Origin of the sequence: Bacillus sp. SRB_331, assembly GCF_003264175.1 — a bacterium.
Classification (GTDB): domain Bacteria; phylum Bacillota; class Bacilli; order Bacillales; family Bacillaceae_G; genus Bacillus_A; species Bacillus_A mycoides.
In genome coordinates this window covers 240,218-257,258 of record NZ_NADV01000021.1, presented here as the reverse complement: position 1 = coordinate 257,258, position 17,041 = coordinate 240,218, and the positions used below count along the sequence as shown (strand labels likewise).

Below are 17,041 nucleotides of genomic sequence, written 5' to 3'. Positions count from 1 at the left end.
AGGGGGCAGAAAACTATGAAACAAAGTTTACAAACAGCTTTTTCTTGTTCTTCTTTTCTTCTCTCCTATCCTGAACTAGGTTGGAGGGAAGCTTTACTAGAATTACAGGAAGAGATTCAAGAAATTGAACAGGAAGAAATCAGAGCATCACTTACAACATTTATAAAAGAAGCGCTAAATAAAACAGACAATCAACTTATTGATTCTTACGTCTATACATTCGACTTTGGAAAGAAGACAAATATGTATCTTACCTACATGAAAACAGGTGAACAAAGAGAGCGTGGAATTGAATTATTAGAGTTAAAACAGCATTATCAAAAATCTGGTTTTAACGTAACAGATAAAGAACTACCTGATTATTTACCGCTTCTACTTGAGTTTCTTGCAAACGCGAATGAAAAAGATAGCGAGCCAATTATGAGTAAATACACGGAAAATATACAAGCGTTGCACGGGCAATTAAAAGAAGCAAACTGTATGTATGAACCAATTCTCGCCGCTGTTCTACTCGCTATCAATACATGGGGTGTACAGGCAAATTAGAAAGGAGAGTTGTCAAAATGATGGATCAATTTCTATGGGTATTGTTTCCCTATATCATTTTTACAATCTTTATCGGTGGACATATTTTCAGATACAACTATGATCAATTTGGATGGACGTCAAAATCTAGTGAACTATTAGAAAAGAAAATGCTCCGAATCGGAAGTCTATTATTCCACTTTGGGATCATGTTCGTCATTGGTGGTCATGTTATGGGGATTTTAATTCCAGAGTCTGTATACCGTTCAATAGGTATTTCTGAGCATATGTATCATGTAGTAGCAATTAGTTTCGGGCTTCCGGCAGGTGTTGCTTCTATCATCGGTTTAATTATATTAACGTACCGCCGTGTAACAGTAAAACGCATCATTGCAACGAGTACAAGGGGAGATTATATTGCGCTTATTTTATTACTAATCGTAATGCTAGCGGGACTTTCTTCAACCTTTTTAAATATCAACTCAAAAGGGTTTGATTATCGTACAACAATCGGTCCGTGGTTCCGAAGTCTCTTTATTTTCCAACCGAAAGTTGAATATATGATGGAAGTACCAGTATGGTTTAAAATTCATATAATTGCAGGTATGGGTCTATTCGCAGTATGGCCATTTACTAGACTTGTCCATGTATTTAGTGCCCCAATTAAATACTTAAGCCGTAGTTATGTAATTTACAGAAGACGTATTCCTAATGAATTGAAAAAATAATGCCACAGTAAACGAATAGAAGTTAGCAACTAACATGAAACGAGGTCTAATGGAAGGCCTCGTCTTTTTTAGGAAATAACTGTATGCAAGAAAAAAAGAGTAGCATCTAAATAAGATGCTACTCTATGCTACAAACAGAGGCAGAGCAATCTTCACAAGCAATTTCACATTTTAAAAATTGTAAATCATGGATTGTAATCTTTCCTTTATGAATAGAAATCGTACCTTTTTTTTTCAAATCATTTAACATTCGATTTACGCTTTCACGCGAAGTTGCACAGAAGTTTGCAAGTTCTTGATTCGTTAATGGTAAATCGATGAGAATCCCATTTTCTTTTAACACACCATAACTATTTGTCATTCGAATGAGAGTAGAATATAGGGCACCTTTTTTGCCGTGTAATACTAGATCTCGGAACTTCGTTTGCATTCTTCTTAAATGTTCACTAATCCATTTCATAAATTCAAATACAAGAGCGGGTTTTTGGAGTAATGCTTTTTCTAAGGCTTCACGCTTTATAACGCCTACTTCAACATCTTCAAGGCATTTTGAATTTAATAAATACCTTGCATTTTCCGTGAACAATGTTAATTCCCCAATAATATCATTTTGTGAACAAATGCGAAGTGTTAATTCTTGTCCGTCAGCACTAAGTTTACTGATTTGCACTTTTCCAGAGTGAATGATATAAATTTCTGTTGCTTCCATACCTTCTTGAAAAATAAAACTCCCCTTATTGATTTGCATTTTATATTCAACAGATGAAAGTAACTCCTTTAAATCTTTGGATAATGCCGTACTGTTTGCCACAGCAATCACCTTTCTTCTTATAAGCAGTATATTTCTTATTTTGGATGTAATCATGATGAAATTGCAAGAGATATTTTTGAAAATAAAGTAAAATTTCAATGACCGTAAGGAAAAACGACCTTAAATGTCTAAAAAGCTACTTATAGTAAGGGTTTATATTATACGAATATAAGTTTTTTAGTTTAAGAAATTTTAGTATGTAAAGAGAATGGGACTAGAGATGTGAACAAAATTCGAACGGATTTGTGAAGAATTTTTGAATGGGGAAAGTAATGTGAGAAAAGTCACATTGAATATGTAGCTTCTTTTTTATAATGAAGGCAAATAAAAAATTTGAAAGCTTACTAATGATTGCAGTAGAAAAGAAGGGATATAGATGCACGAGAAGATGAAAGATTCTTTAGAGCGGCCACTTCAAGATTTACGTATTTCAGTTATTGACCGTTGTAATTTTAGGTGCACGTACTGTATGCCAGCTGAAGTGTTCGGACCTGATTATGCTTTTTTACAGGAAGAGTTTTTATTAACGTTCGATGAAATAGAAAGGTTAGCGAGATTATATATAAGTATGGGTGTTAATAAAATTAGACTTACTGGCGGTGAACCTTTATTGCGTAAAGATTTACCGAAGTTAATTGCAAGGCTTGCAAAGCTAGAAGGCTTAAAGGATATTGGACTCACAACAAACGGTATTCATTTAGCAAAACAGGCAAGGGCATTAAAAGAAGCGGGATTAAAACGTGTAAACATTAGTTTAGATGCGATAGAAGATCATGTCTTCCGAAAAATTAATGGACGAAATGTAAGTACAAAACCTGTATTGAAAGGAATTGAAGCAGCAAAAGCAGCTGGATTAGAAGTAAAAGTAAATATGGTCGTAAAAAAAGGGATGAATGATAGTCAAATTCTTCTTATGGCTCGTTATTTTAAAGAACAAGAAATTCAGCTTCGTTTTATCGAATTTATGGATGTGGGCAGTACGAACGGATGGAACTTTGAACAAGTTATTACGAAGGAACAATTAATAGAGAAAATTAATCGTGTATATCCGATTGAGCCTGTTAAACCTCGTTACTTTGGAGAAGTTGCGAAATTGTATCGATATGTAGGGAGCGATGCAGAAGTTGGATTTATTACTTCTGTTTCTGAATCTTTTTGTTCCTCTTGTACGAGAGCTCGTATTTCGGCAGACGGTAAGTTTTTTACGTGCTTATTTGGAACGAAAGGAACCGATTTGCGAACGCTTCTTCGAGAAAATATTTCTGATGCTTCATTATTAAAAATTCTCCAACATACATGGGAGTGCAGAACAGATCGGTATTCGGATGAAAGAACGGCTGAAAGTACAAATAAACGTCCAAAAGTTGAAATGTCTTATATTGGTGGATAGCGAAAGGAGGATTCCCTATGCAAGAGCGTTATTCTAGGCAAGTATTGTTTTCTGGAATTGGTGAAATGGGACAAAGAAAAATAAGAGAAAAGCATGTGCTCCTAATCGGTGCGGGTGCACTAGGAGCTGCAAATGCGGAAGCGCTCGTTAGGATGGGGATTGGGAAATTGACAATTGCTGACCGTGACTACGTCGAATGGAGTAATTTACAGCGGCAACAGTTATATACAGAAGAAGATGCACAGCAGTGTAAACCAAAAGCAATTGCAGCGGCAGAACATTTAAGAAAGATTAATTCTGAAGTGGAAATTGTACCAGTTGTAACGGATGTTACAATGCAAGAAATGGAAGAGTTAGTAAAAGAAGTGGATCTCATTTTAGATGCGACTGATAATTTCGATACGCGCCTACTTATAAATGACATGTCACAAAAAGAAAATATACCTTGGATATATGGTGGATGTATTGGGAGTTACGGTGTAACGTATACAATTCTTCCGGGGGAAACACCATGTTTTCGCTGCCTAATGGATCATCCTATGGGTGGTGCAACATGCGATACAGCAGGAATTATTCAGCCAGCTGTACAAATGGTAGTTGCTCACCAAGTAACAGAAGCGATGAAAATATTGGTGGACGATTATAAGGCGTTGCGAGGAACAATGTTATCATTTGATATTTGGAACAATCAATGTATCTCATTAAAAGTAAACAGGCAGAAAAAAAGTACATGTCCATCTTGTGGGAAATCACGAACGTATCCAAGTTTAACATTTGAAGCACAGATAAAAATAGAAGTGCTATGCGGAAGGAATACGGTTCAAATCCGTCCAGGGATAAAGCGAGTTCTTAATTTAGAAGAAGTTCAAAAGCGCTTACAAAAAAGCGTGAGTGTCAAAAAAACTCCATATTTACTATCGTTTCTAGTAGATGAATATCGTTTTGTTTTATTTACAGACGGTAGGGCATTTATTCATGGGACAAATGATGTAAAAATGGCAAAACGATTATACGCAAAATATATAGGATGAACAGAAAGAGAGTTTATCCTTATCAAAACGAGGTGAAAAAAGAATGCTAGAAAAACGTAAACCAATTCCAGTAGCAGAAGCAGTTGCACGCATAATGGAGTATGCCCATCAAGGTGAAATAGAAAAGGTTTCTCTTATAGACAGCTACGGTAGAATGCTTGGAGAAGATGTTATTGTAGATCATGATGTCCCGCATTTCGATCGCTCTCCGTACGACGGGTTTGCGATTCGCGCGGAAGATACAAAAGAAGCAAATAGCAGTAACCCGATTCAGTTTGAAGTGATTGGTGAGATCGGGGCAGGTTCTGTTTTTAGAGAAGAGGTGAAAGCATTTCAAGCTGTACGTATTATGACAGGAGCTGCAATTCCAGCAGGATGTAATGCGGTTGTTATGTTAGAGCTAACGGAAGGATTTGAAGAAAAAGAAAAGACTTATATGAAATTAAAACGCTCTTTCGCTGCTGGTGATAACATTTCTTTTAAAGGAGAAGATGTAAAACAAAATGCCATACTTGTGAAAAAAGGGACTTCTATTAACCCTGGAGTAGCGGCGCTTCTTGCTACGTTTGGTTATAGTTCCGTACATGTTGTAAAACAGCCGGTTATTGGAATTGTAGCGACAGGAAGTGAACTTTTAGAAGTACATGAACAGCTTAAACCGGGGAAGATTCGAAATAGTAATTCCTATATGATTGCTGCTCAAATTGAGCGAGCAGGTGGAATTGTACGCTATTATGGACAATTTGCTGACGATTTAGAGACGTGTTATGAGACCGTAAAAAGAGCAATAAAAGAAGTCGATATTTTAATTACAACTGGTGGCGTTTCGGTAGGAGACTATGACTATTTACCTGCTATTTATGAGAGATTACGAGCTAATGTACTTTTCAACAAAATAGCGATGCGACCAGGAAGTGTGACAACTGTAGCTGAGCTAGAAGGAAAACTATTATTTGGTCTATCTGGTAATCCTTCAGCTTGTTATGTCGGATGTGAATTATATGTTCGGCCAGTCATTGGAACATATTTGCATAGAAAAGATCCGCACGTATATCGAGCAGAAGCAATTTTACAGAAAGACTTTCCAAAAGCAAACCCATTTACTCGTTTTGTACGAGGGAAAGTGGAAAGTGTAGATGGAAAATTGCAAGCTACACCAGTTGGTTTAGATAACTCTAGTGCAATTTCTTCACTTGTAGAGGCGAATGCATTTATCGCCCTGCCGGGAGGAACGAGAGGATTTGAAGCAGGAATAATTGTTTCGGTATTATTATTGGAATCGAACATAGGAAGTGAGTGGCTGTGGAAAGAACCACTTCGATCATACAAGTAATAGAAAAATAGATTGCTAACTTATACAAAGGTAAGAGGTGCAAAATGACACATACGTATTATGAAGTAATTGATACACCTATTTCAATTGAAGAAGTTACAAACAAAGTAATTCGGTGTGAGTGTGGTGCGGTTACTACTTTCATTGGTACCGTCAGAGAATTTACGAAAGGACGTCGTACGCTATATTTAGAGTATGTAGCATATAAAACAATGGCGGAAAAACAGCTTGAGAAAATTGGTAATGAAGTAGAAGAGAAGTGGCCTGGGACATATGTAGCAATTACACATCGCATTGGTACATTGGAAATTTCTGGTTTTGCTGTTGTTGTCGCTGTTGCTACACCACATCGGAAAGCGGCCTATGAGGCGAATGAATATATTATGGAGCGTATAAAAAAAATTGTTCCGATTTGGAAGAAAGAGTTTTGGGAAGATGGTGAGTCATGGATAGGTGATCAGTCAGAGAAAGTAGCATATGTAAATGGCGAGCCTGAAAAGGAGATGAGAACATGATTGAAGTGCTATTATTTGCACATTTGCAAGAAGAAGCAAGCAAACCTGCCTTGCACATAGATTGTGAAAATATTACGGTTACTGAACTAAAGGAAGTTCTCATTAAGAAATACAGCGTAGCGATTTCAAACGAGATAATGGTCGCCGTAAATGAAGAGTATGCAAATGAGGATGACATTATTCAAACTGGCGATGTAGTAGCAATGATTTCGCCAGTAAGTGGTGGTTGATTCTTTTCAGCCTAATCATGTTAGGACGTGATTAGGCTGGAGAGAATGAATATAACTATGCATACATAGGAGGGAACAGGGTGAAAAGTCCTAATTTTCAATTAAGTTTACAAACTTCTAATCTAGTTATCGGTTTTATGGTATGGGTTATCTTATCATCATTAATGCCATATATTAAAGCGGATATTCCATTAACTGCGGGACAAATTTCTATGGTCACAGCAGTACCGGTTATTTTAGGTTCTATTCTTCGCATTCCAATTGGTTATTGGACAAATCGTTACGGAGCAAGAAAATTGTTCTTTATTAGTTTTATACTTTTATTATTCCCTGTCTTTTACATTAGTGTTGCCAATTCTATGATGGATTTAATTATTGGTGGATTATTTGTAGGGATTGGTGGTGCTGTATTCTCTGTAGGAGTAACTTCTCTACCGAAATACTTCCCGAAAGAGAGTCACGGTTTTGTAAATGGTATTTACGGTGTGGGTAACGCTGGAACAGCAATTACTTCATTTTTAGCACCTGTAATTGCGACATCAGTTGGCTGGAGAACAACAGTACAGTGTTATTTAGTTTTACTTGCAGCATTTGCACTTATGAACTTTTTATTAGGCGATCGTAAGGAAAAAAAGGTGAATACACCATTAATGGAACAAATAAAAGGTGTATATAAAAATGAAAAACTTTGGTTTCTATGTATCTTTTACTTTTTAACATTTGGATCATTTGTTGCATTTACAGTATATTTACCAAACTTTTTAGTATCTCACTTCGGATTAGAGAAAGTAGATGCAGGCATGCGGACAGCTGGATTCATCGTATTAGCAACAATGATGCGCCCGATTGGTGGTTGGCTCGGTGATAAATTTAATCCATTTAAAATATTAATCTTCGTATTTATCGGCTTAACACTATCTGGTATTGTTTTATCATTTATGCCCAGTATGAACGTGTATACGTTTGGTTGCTTACTAGTTGCATTCTGTGCAGGTATTGGAAATGGAACAATCTTTAAGCTTGTTCCAATGTACTTCTCTGAGCAAGCAGGGATTGTAAATGGGGTTGTGTCAGCTTTAGGTGGATTAGGAGGGTTCTTCCCACCATTAATTTTAACGTTACTATTCCAACTAACAGGTCATTATGCAATTGGATTTATGGCATTATCAGAAGTCGCACTTGCTTGTTTAATCATTACAGTATGGATGTATAGCCAAGAAAAGCTGTTAGTGATGTTAAAGAATCATTAATAAAGAAAAAGAACCCTCCTAAAGTAATCTAGGAGGGTTCTTTTAGTAATAGGCTTCGATATGTTTTTTATTGCTAACTTAACAAACACTTGTATTCTAAAATAATGTGGTTTAAAAATGAAAAACAGAAGTTTTATGGAATTTTATGTTAAAATATAGATATCAGATGTTATTCAATTAAAGGGTTAGTTAAAGAAAGTTTAAATCTCTTCCAAAGATAGAACTAATTTTTAGCATACAAATACTTAATTGGATCGGGGTGTTTAGATGAAAAAATTATATAAGTCCACTCAAGATAAACAAGTATCAGGTGTATTAGGTGGCTTAAGCGATAAGTATGGAATTGATGTAAGTATCCTTCGCATAGTCACTGCATTATCAGCCTTTTTTACTAGTGGATTTACGGTGTTACTTTATATAATAGCTGCAATTGTTTTGCCTACAGATAAAAAAATGAAGAGATAAATGTATGAACTTAAATAATAGGACCTTTAACAGAACAAGTAGATAAAGGCACTCCGCCTCTTACACGTCTAGGATATGAGAAAAGAACTTCCACTAAGCGGTAGGAGTGTCAATTATTTGTTTAATAATAAATAGAACAAACGCCTGTAAAAAACGTTTGTCCAAAGTAAATTCATAGTTAGATAGGAGGTAGATTACGATTTATGTGTACGAGAAAGCTTTTTTATAAGTTTAGGAAGTATAGATGTTAGTTCCTGCTTCATACGCTTCGTAAGCGATGGATCTTTACCAGAAGTGGAAATCGTTACAACATATTCACCATTTCGTATGACACCCGGTGTGTGAAATGATGATTCTGTACCATCACTTACAACGTTAACCCATTGGAAATCATGTGCGGCTTGTTTGACCATCATATTGACATCATGTTGATTTGTAGCTGCATAAATAAGGTGAGCATCTTTAATATCATCATTACTAAAAGTTTTTTGCTTCCAAGTAATATAAGGAAGTTCCTTCATTTCCTCGCAAATCTCTGGGCTGATAACGGTGACAAAAGCGCCTGTATCTTTTAATCCAGACGCTTTCCGATATGCGATTTTACCACCACCAACTATAACAACTACTTTTTTATCTAAATTAAACATAAGAGGGCACATGTTATACATACACACATTCCTCCATTCGTTCTAATAATGTTAACTTCATATATGTATCAAACTGAAGACAGTTGCAAGTCGTAACGTGATCATATTTTTTTGTATGCAATTTAATTTTTTGAAGCAACAATCCAGTAAAGAGAAGATACGGCATGACATATACATGGGACGCAGTCGATGTTATAGTCTTGAGCTCAGCGGTAAAAGAGGGAGTTCCTTTCGTTAAAAAGGAACAACATACTGGCATACCGAGTTTTCGTTCGACAACTGCTCCGATTTGTTGTAACTCATGTATCGGCTGTGGATCACTACTACCTCGTCCTACGAGTAAAACGCTACTACTTTGCATTGGCATAGCTTCACGTATTCTTTTCACTACAAGTTCCACCATATTTGGATGCGTACTAAAAGGTGGTGCAACTGAAAATGTTATATGTGGATATTTCTTTTGTAGTTGCTCTATTTCAAAAGGAATATCATGTTTATAGTGAGCTGCTGCAAATAATAAAACAGGTACAATCAATATTTCAGTTGCGCCCTCTAGTATCGTTTCTGTAACTGCATTAGAAATGGTAGGTGTTGTTAGCTCTAGAAAAGCTATTTTTTGAATCCGTTCGTTACGTTCTTTCATAACAGATTGAATAAAGTGAATGAATTGTTCGTTACCTTCTTGCAGGCGACTACCGTGTCCAACATATACAATTCCTTTCATCGTACCACCAAATCTTTCTTCATAATAATGTCTTGTAATTGCTCATCTACATTATGAAACCCAACTTTATTTGCATAGTGTAAAGTTGGAATATCGGTATACGAGAATGGTAGAGTAAGAATATTGATAAAGTTAAGGCGTGTTATTTCTGCTAGAAACGTATCAATAGAAGCACGTCCTTCAAATACAATGCTATCCCATGAGAATTCAGAAAGCATACGAGAATGAATTTCATCGAAGCGATGATCAATTGTATACTCATGAGTCATCATATAAGACCCAGCACCAATTTTTTCTTGAATAAAACCAATTCGATTAATATTTCTGCCTAAATAAACAGTTGTATCGGAAGAGAACTCTGCTTGTTTACTTAGTAGCCCATATTGCATAAGTTTTTCTTGAGTGGCAACGTTCATATACTGCAGTTTCGCCTGTAAGGAACGAATATCTTTCTGGTGTTTACTACATGATCGCATCAAGATTTCTACACTTTCATCTGAACAAAATACAAGGCGATCAACGTTAAAAATTTCATTGATTTGTTCAGATGTTAATGTGTATTCTTCCCTTTTGAAAGTTGGAATTTGATATGTTTCTGCACCGCATTCTTGTAACTTTTGCTTTATGAAACTGGTTTTATTTGTTGCGGATGCAAATAAAACTTTTTTACCATGCAATGGTTTACGTTCTTTCCAAGCGATTTGATCCCGTAAGGAAACGACATCACCAACAATTGTCATAGAAGGGTTAGAAATATTTTCGTTTTTGACGATAGGAACAATGGTTGAAAGTGTTCCTGTGACAACGCGTTGCTTTCCAGTTGTACCCCACTCAATGACTGCTACGGGTGTATTTTCTTGTTTTCCTGCTTGTAGTAAGTTTTCACAAATTGTAGGTAAGTTTTTTATACCCATGTAGTAGGCAATTGTGTCGCTATTGTGGGATGAATTATATTTTCCATGATCGGTTAAAGGACCTTTCGAATGTCCAGTTAGTAAAGTTACACTATTACTATAGTCACGGTGGGTGAGGGGGATACCTGCATAACTACTAGCGGCGATGCTAGCTGTAATACCTGGCACAATCTCGTATGGAATGTTCACAGCCGCTAAAGCTTCTGCTTCTTCACCAACACGGCCAAAAATAGATGGATCTCCGCCCTTTAAGCGGACAACGATTTTTCCTTCTTTCGCAAATTGAAGGAGGTGGGCGTTAATCATTTCTTGACGCATAGTATGATTCTTTGGCATTTTACCGCAATAAATAAGTTCACAAGTTGGCTTTGTATAGCTAAGAAAGTTAGGGTTCAATAAGCGGTCATATAAGACAATATCTGCACGCTTTAAGCAATCTATCGCTTTTTTTGTAATAAGCCCTTCATCCCCTGGTCCTGCACCAACTAAATATACATATCCGTTCATATTCGCACCTCGTTTATTTTTATTTAAAAGGAAGCCAGGGAGGCTTCCTTTTGTAAATTACATATATATCCCGCATTAACGGGCAGTAAGACCCCTACCTCAAAATTCAGCGAAAGCAAAGTAGTTAGGTGGGGATCAACTGCCCGTAAAAGCCCGATTGGTGAGGGCTAATAATCAGCGGGGGATGAACCAATCCCCGCTGATTAAAGTTTCACTTTATATAAATGTCACCATCAATAACTTCTACTTCGTACGTTTGGATACAGCCGTCATCAGGTTTTTGAACTTCACCTGTTAGTAATGAGATTTTCCAATCATGCAGTGGGCAAAAGACGAATTCCCCAGATACAATTCCTTCCGCTAACGGTCCATTTTTATGAGGGCACCGATTTTCTACAGCTCGAATATCACCATTTGAAAGGCGGAATAGGGCGATAGACATGTCTTTCATTTGTACTTCTTTACCAATTTGAATAGGAAGGTCTTCCGCACGCATAACTTTTATTTTTTCTTTCGTTTGTATCATATAGATCACAGCTCCTTATTTCACAGTTTCTACTTCATACATCGCTTTTAAAGACTTCGTTTCTAGTGCTTGTCCCCAAGCTTCCGTATATGTGCTACGAGCTGTTTGGAAACGATCATTTAACATCGTGACCATACTTGTATCTTGTAGTATTTCTTTTATATGATCGAAGCCTAATCGTTCTGTCCAATAGGCAGTACGCTCCCCGTAAATACCAGTTTCACGATAATATTGCATGTAAGCTGTAGCGATGCGAAGGACATCGTCTTCAGTAGGGACGATCATTACAAAATCAGCCTCGCGTACTTCCGTACCACCATTTCCACCGATATACAGTTGGAATCCATTTTCAACACACACAACGCCGAAATCTTTCATAAGTACTTCCGCACAGTTACGTGGACAACCTGTTACACCCATTTTCATTTTATGAGGTGTATCTACCATTTCTAATGACTGTTCAAGGAGCATACCAAGTCCTAATGAATCTTTCGTACCGAAACGGCAGAAGCGAGAACCAACACATGATTTTACATTACGAAGCGATTTTGAGTACGCATATCCAGAAGTCATATTTAAGTCAGCCCATACGTTAGGTAAATCTTGTTTCTTAACACCATATAAGCCGATGCGGCTTGCACCTGTAATTTTCACAAGAGGAACATCGTACTTTTTCGCAACTTCAGCAATTTTCATTAAATCATCTGCGGTTGTAACGCCTCCGTACATACGTGGAATAACAGAGAATGTACCATCATGCTGGATGTTACCATTCATTCTTTCATTAACGTAACGGGATGATTTATCATCTACATATTCTTCCGGAATCGCCATACGTAAATAGTAATTTAAAGCAGGACGACATTTCGAACAGCCGTCTTCATGTGCAAAACCTAGTACATTTCGTACTTCTTTTGGCGATTTTAAACCTTTCTCGTGAATGGCGGCTACGACTTCGTCACGTGATAAAGTTGTACATCCGCACATACCAGCAGACTGCGCAGAAGCATCAAAAGCATCTCCGAGTGTATGAGCTAGAACTTGTTCCACAAGCGGACGACATTTACCACAAGACCCTGCGGCTTTCGTGCATCCTTTAACTTCTTCAAAAGTAGTTAACTCTTGTTCTAAAATGGCATGAACGATTGTACCTTTCGTAACGCCATTACATCCACAAATTGTGTCATCCGCACTCATTGTAGCAACGTCAAGTTCACTTTCTTCACCAGCTTTGTGAAGAAGGGAAGCGGCTGTATATTCTTGTATATCTTCTTCTTTCTTTAACATGCTAAAGAGGCGTGTACCATCAGTTGCATCACCATATAAAACGATACCGACGACTTTATTGTCACGAATTAATACTTTTTTATAGGAACGTTTACATTCATCAAAGATTGAAATTGCTTTCGTTTGATCATCTTCATAAATTTGACCAGCAGAGAATAAATCACAACCTGCAACTTTTAACTGTGTACCGACGATGCTGCCCGTATATCCATTAGTTTGTAAATTCGTTATATGTTTTGCTAATATTGCGCCTTGTTCATAAAGAGGGGCAACAAGTCCATATGCGATACCGTCATGTTCTGCACATTCTCCAACTGCATAAATGGATTCATCATTTGTTAGCATATAGTCATTGACTACAATGCCGCGATTTACAAGTAAACTAGCATCTTTTGCTATTTGAGTATTTGGGCGTATTCCGACAGCCATTACGATTAAATTACAATCTACAACTTCACCATCTTCAAATTGAATGCCCTCAACATGGTCTGTACCAAGAATCTTTACAGTTTTCTTTTCCATTAGAAACTTCATGCCTTGCGCTTCTAAATCTTCACGCAATAGGGAAGCTGCTTTCGTATCTAGTTGTTGCTCCATTAAGCTAGGCATTAAATGAACAACATGTACGTCCATTCCTAAGTCAATAAGACCTCTTGCGGCTTCTAAACCGAGTAATCCACCACCAATGACAACGGCCTTTTTCTTTTCTTTAGCGGTATCCATCATAAATTGTGTATCTTCAATTGTTCGAAATCCTGTTACACCAGGAAGGGTGGAACCTTCAACTGGTAAAATAAAAGCACTAGAACCTGTTGCGATAATGAGTTTGTCGTATGTAAGAGTACGATTTTTTTCTGTGATAATGACCTTTTCCTCGCGGTTAATACTTTGAACTCTCTCGTTTGTATATAAAGTTATTTCGTTTTCTTCGTACCAACTATATTCGTTCATAATGATATCTTGCATATTTGTTTTGCCTTGTAGAACATGAGAGAGCATAATGCGATTGTAGTTTGGATGTGGTTCATCTCCAAAAATAGTAATCTCATATGAATCACTATCATGTTTTAATATTTCTTCCATACAGCGTATGCCAGCCATACCATTCCCGATCATAACTAAACGTTTTTTCATATTCATTTCCCTTTCTATGTGAAGAGTTGAACAAAGAATTATATTTCCATTATAGAAAATTAAAAAAGAGGGAGATGTGATATTTATCACATTTTTATAATGATTCACAAATTGTTAAAATTCGGATTTATGTGAAGGGAGAAGCGAAAGGGAATATGGTTATATGGGTAGAGGGGAAGTGTAAATATTTTTTACACAATGAAAAAGCAGGACAGGAGCATTTATACTCATGTCCTGCACTTTATTTATGCTCTTGAAATTGCACGCGGAAATAAAATATTATTTTCTAAATGAATATGCTCAAATAAATCAGATTCAATGGCTTCAAGGCGCTGGTAAACAAGGCGATAAGTGCCGCAAGCTCCTTCTGGTGGAGTAAAGTCATTTGTCACCTTACGAAGTTCTTTAATAATATTGCCAGCGTGGTTATGTTCATTTTCGAGCTCATCTACTACTTTACGTAACTTTGCATAGTTTTCATCAGTTGGATTTTGCTCGAATTCTAAAATTAATGGGAAATCTTCCGTTTCTTCTTTAATTAAATGTTGTTCTAATTCCATTTTAAGTTCATGAAATAGTTTATGAATTTGAGCTAAATGAGGCTGACTTACCCCATGAACGCGTAATACTTTCGTCACATATGGACTTAACTGTGGCAATTCTTCATTTAAATAGCGATGGTGCTTATTTACAACATAATCAATCAATTCTTGATAAGAAGCATTTTTCCAATCAATTTCAGATTCGTTTAATAGTTTTGTTTTATGATAAAGCGTATTTAACTCTGTTATTACCTCTGATGCTGATAAATTTCTTTCATTAATTGCATCAATAAGTGGTCTACTACCACCACAACAAAAATCTATTCTATATGATTTAAAAAGATCACTAGCTTTCGGAAATTGTGTAACAATCTCACCAACAATTGAAGTTCCAGTAAATGTATGTTCCATGTGAATGCCTCCATAAAGTTTAAATGTAATATCTAAATCAAGAATAGCGATAATTTAAAATCAATGTGGTGATTGAAATCACTTATTATGTGTCATTTTTGAGAATAATAAAATGAGTTTTATAAAAGGGAGAGGGAGGGTAATTCGTCGCAATAGTTTCTGATAATAAAAAAAGAAGCTTACTAGAAGCTTCTTTTTTACTACTATTTTTCACATGCAACTCCATCGCCATCACGATCAAGTTTAGAGCTATAACCTGGTTGATCTCTATATAATGGAGCTTTTCCAGCATTTTTAACTTCAGTACAATTTTTGTAAGTTACATTACTATTGTTACTTGCAGCTGGTTGTGTTTGAGCTTGCTGTACTTTTTGCTGATCCTCTTGTTGTTTGCGAGCTTGTTCATCAGCCTGGCGTTTTTGCTCTTCTTGTTGTTTGCGAGCTTGTTCATCAGCCTGGCGTTTTTGCTCTTCTTGTTGTTTACGAGCTTGTTCATCAGCCTGGCGTTTTTGCTCTTCTTGTTGTTTACGAGCCTGTTCATCAGCTAGACGTTTTTGCTCTTCTTGTTGTTTACGAGCTTGTTCATCAGCTAGACGCTTTTCATCTTCTTGCTCTTCGGCTTGGCGTTTTTCATCTTCTTGTTGTTTACGAGTTTTTTCGTCCGCTTCTTTCTTTTCTACTTCCTTTTTCTTTTTGTCATCTTTTTTCTCTTCACTATTAGAAGCGACTTGTTTATTCGTTGCTATCGTTTTTTCAGAAGAAGGACTTGAAATACCTGATAGCGCAACAAAAATGACAAATAAAACAGCTGTAATTATAAATTGCTTTTTTGCTACACCGGTTTTCTTAATTACAGATAAGATTGCTAGAACAAGGAAAAATATAAATAGAATGAAACTTAAAGTAGAAAAAAATTCTACGACTGGGTGTTCAGATTTTGTTGAGCCAGTCATTATTAATATAATTGAAATCATAAAAAGAATAACAGTAGGACGACCATATTGTTTTGCTTTTCCATTTTTCTTAAAGAATGAAATGATACATAAGATTAAAAGAATAAAAGCTATAAAAAATAAAGCTACACCAATATTACTCAAAATTGCCATTTTCATACCTCCATTTGTAAGATTTTCTCTATTGATTATATAGGGATTTATTGGATATTACACGTTTTATATTAATTTAGAAAATTAATATTTTTAATAGATGTATAAACATTTATTTCGTATATAAGGAAAAATAGATATATTTACTATTACATTTTGAAAGAGATTTCATAAATTATAGTATATCGATTGAAAGGAGGAGATTTGAATGGAATTTCAATTATTAGTGAATTGCGTGTTACAAGAAGGGAATGCTTACTTTTTAGTAACAAAAGTAGACGATGTTATTACGTTGAAAGTGCCAATTACAGCAGGAGTAGCAGGTTTATTCTTAGCTTTAGGTGTACCAAGATGTTCTTAATTTAGCTTTTGATAGTAAAAGGATGAGGGACAAGCCTTCCCCTTTTACTATTACATAATTTTTTTATGTAAACTAAATAAGGCTTTTTAAGTTTTTTAATATTATTTTTGCCATAGCACGTTTAAAACGGACATGCATATACTATAATGTTTCATTGGCCTTTGATGATGAACGATAGTTTTAAAAAGTGTATCGAAAGTAGAAGTGATATTCTTTTCAATAATGAAAATAGAAGAGGTGCTAGTATATATGAAAAGACGAACGTATGATATTCCAGTCGTATTACGAAGAGAATGGTTTTTAATAGAATTAGCGCATTTAACAAAAAAATATGGGATTGAAATAGCAACTAGTAAAATAGAAGATGCACCATTTCTAAGAGATCAAGTTACAGAATTCAAAATAGGAGCGGGTTTGCAATACGATAAATATGATGATGAGTACATCATCGAGTTTTAAACAAAGAAGCTGCGTATAAAAGGTTATTAAAGAGACCTTTTATACGCAGTTTTTTTTGTAAAGAGAAAGCTTTATTGAGAAATATTCAAAACGCTTATTGTAAAAAGGAATGAAGAAATGTTGAGAGAATAACGTTTGATAAGAA

The 17,041-nt window shown here is 35.9% G+C and carries 19 protein-coding genes; 11 read left to right on the top strand and 8 right to left on the bottom strand.

Annotation, left to right across the window (positions count from 1 at the left end; genetic code table 11):
- The first annotated feature begins 15 nt into the window (after positions 1 to 15).
- The gene (narJ, locus tag B5P42_RS15340; protein ID WP_002031591.1) at positions 16 to 546 is read left to right on the top strand and encodes a nitrate reductase molybdenum cofactor assembly chaperone; all 531 of its coding nucleotides are present in this window, start codon (positions 16 to 18) and stop codon (positions 544 to 546) included.
- A 17-nt stretch (positions 547 to 563) separates the two neighbouring features.
- Positions 564 to 1,253, top strand: coding sequence for a respiratory nitrate reductase subunit gamma (gene narI, locus B5P42_RS15335; protein WP_113734579.1), 690 nt, complete (start codon positions 564 to 566; stop codon positions 1,251 to 1,253).
- Positions 1,254 to 1,371: 118 nt separating this feature from the next.
- Here the strand turns inward: narI and B5P42_RS15330 are convergent, their stop codons facing one another.
- Complete coding sequence (locus B5P42_RS15330) at positions 1,372 to 2,064, bottom strand: Crp/Fnr family transcriptional regulator (RefSeq protein ID WP_016120121.1); 693 nt, start codon at positions 2,062 to 2,064, stop codon at positions 1,372 to 1,374.
- A 376-nt stretch (positions 2,065 to 2,440) separates the two neighbouring features.
- Here B5P42_RS15330 and moaA point away from each other — a divergent pair, with 376 nt between their 5' ends.
- The 7 genes from moaA to B5P42_RS15295 all read left to right on the top strand — a co-directional run bounded on the left by moaA (position 2,441) and on the right by B5P42_RS15295 (position 8,278).
- On the top strand, positions 2,441 to 3,454 hold the full coding sequence (gene moaA, locus B5P42_RS15325) for a GTP 3',8-cyclase MoaA (RefSeq protein WP_113734578.1): 1,014 nt from the start codon (positions 2,441 to 2,443) through the stop codon (positions 3,452 to 3,454).
- A 17-nt stretch (positions 3,455 to 3,471) separates the two neighbouring features.
- Complete coding sequence (locus B5P42_RS15320) at positions 3,472 to 4,485, top strand: molybdopterin-synthase adenylyltransferase MoeB (protein WP_113734577.1); 1,014 nt, start codon at positions 3,472 to 3,474, stop codon at positions 4,483 to 4,485.
- A 43-nt stretch (positions 4,486 to 4,528) separates the two neighbouring features.
- Entirely contained in the window at positions 4,529 to 5,818 is a 1,290-nt protein-coding gene (locus B5P42_RS15315) for a molybdopterin molybdotransferase MoeA (RefSeq protein ID WP_113734576.1), read from the top strand.
- Positions 5,819 to 5,862: 44 nt separating this feature from the next.
- Entirely contained in the window at positions 5,863 to 6,333 is a 471-nt protein-coding gene (locus B5P42_RS15310; RefSeq protein WP_113734575.1) for a molybdenum cofactor biosynthesis protein MoaE, read from the top strand.
- A complete protein-coding gene (gene moaD / locus B5P42_RS15305; RefSeq protein WP_113734574.1) occupies positions 6,330 to 6,563 on the top strand; it encodes a molybdopterin converting factor subunit 1 in 234 nt (77 codons plus the stop codon). The genes B5P42_RS15310 and moaD overlap by 4 nt, the downstream gene beginning before the upstream one ends.
- Positions 6,564 to 6,643: 80 nt before the next feature.
- Positions 6,644 to 7,813: a nitrate transporter NarK gene (gene narK, locus B5P42_RS15300; protein ID WP_002031603.1), complete on the top strand. Its 1,170-nt coding sequence runs from the start codon at positions 6,644 to 6,646 to the stop codon at positions 7,811 to 7,813.
- Between the two features lie 267 nt (positions 7,814 to 8,080).
- A complete protein-coding gene (locus B5P42_RS15295) occupies positions 8,081 to 8,278 on the top strand; it encodes a PspC domain-containing protein (RefSeq protein ID WP_113734573.1) in 198 nt (65 codons plus the stop codon).
- A 194-nt stretch (positions 8,279 to 8,472) separates the two neighbouring features.
- Here the strand turns inward: B5P42_RS15295 and B5P42_RS15290 are convergent, their stop codons facing one another.
- The 7 genes from B5P42_RS15290 to B5P42_RS15260 form a co-directional block, all read right to left on the bottom strand.
- Entirely contained in the window at positions 8,473 to 8,946 is a 474-nt protein-coding gene (locus B5P42_RS15290) for a precorrin-2 dehydrogenase (RefSeq protein ID WP_113734572.1), read from the bottom strand.
- Complete coding sequence (locus B5P42_RS15285) at positions 8,939 to 9,649, bottom strand: sirohydrochlorin chelatase (RefSeq protein WP_113734571.1); 711 nt, start codon at positions 9,647 to 9,649, stop codon at positions 8,939 to 8,941. The genes B5P42_RS15290 and B5P42_RS15285 overlap by 8 nt, the downstream gene beginning before the upstream one ends.
- Positions 9,646 to 11,070 (bottom strand): uroporphyrin-III C-methyltransferase, encoded by a 1,425-nt coding sequence (locus B5P42_RS15280; protein ID WP_113734570.1) that lies wholly within the window; start codon positions 11,068 to 11,070, stop codon positions 9,646 to 9,648. Before B5P42_RS15280 ends, B5P42_RS15285 begins: the two co-directional genes overlap by 4 nt.
- 211 nt (positions 11,071 to 11,281) lie before the next feature.
- On the bottom strand, positions 11,282 to 11,596 hold the full coding sequence (gene nirD / locus B5P42_RS15275) for a nitrite reductase small subunit NirD (protein ID WP_002031610.1): 315 nt from the start codon (positions 11,594 to 11,596) through the stop codon (positions 11,282 to 11,284).
- 15 nt (positions 11,597 to 11,611) lie between these two features.
- Complete coding sequence (nirB, locus tag B5P42_RS15270; protein WP_113734569.1) at positions 11,612 to 14,017, bottom strand: NADPH-nitrite reductase large subunit; 2,406 nt, start codon at positions 14,015 to 14,017, stop codon at positions 11,612 to 11,614.
- Positions 14,018 to 14,262: 245 nt separating this feature from the next.
- Positions 14,263 to 14,970 carry an iron-sulfur cluster repair di-iron protein gene (gene ric, locus B5P42_RS15265; RefSeq protein WP_113734568.1) on the bottom strand — a complete coding sequence of 236 codons (708 nt, stop codon included), beginning with the start codon at positions 14,968 to 14,970 and terminating at the stop codon, positions 14,263 to 14,265.
- Between the two features lie 203 nt (positions 14,971 to 15,173).
- Positions 15,174 to 16,076 carry an excalibur calcium-binding domain-containing protein gene (locus B5P42_RS15260; RefSeq protein WP_113734567.1) on the bottom strand — a complete coding sequence of 301 codons (903 nt, stop codon included), beginning with the start codon at positions 16,074 to 16,076 and terminating at the stop codon, positions 15,174 to 15,176.
- 208 nt (positions 16,077 to 16,284) lie between these two features.
- Between B5P42_RS15260 and exsG the strand changes: the two genes are divergently transcribed.
- Both exsG and B5P42_RS15250 read left to right on the top strand, forming a co-directional pair.
- Entirely contained in the window at positions 16,285 to 16,437 is a 153-nt protein-coding gene (gene exsG, locus B5P42_RS15255; RefSeq protein ID WP_000395676.1) for an exosporium protein ExsG, read from the top strand.
- A gap of 249 nt (positions 16,438 to 16,686) precedes the next feature.
- Positions 16,687 to 16,896: a hypothetical protein gene (locus B5P42_RS15250; RefSeq protein ID WP_002085943.1), complete on the top strand. Its 210-nt coding sequence runs from the start codon at positions 16,687 to 16,689 to the stop codon at positions 16,894 to 16,896.
- Positions 16,897 to 17,041: the final 145 nt, after the last annotated feature.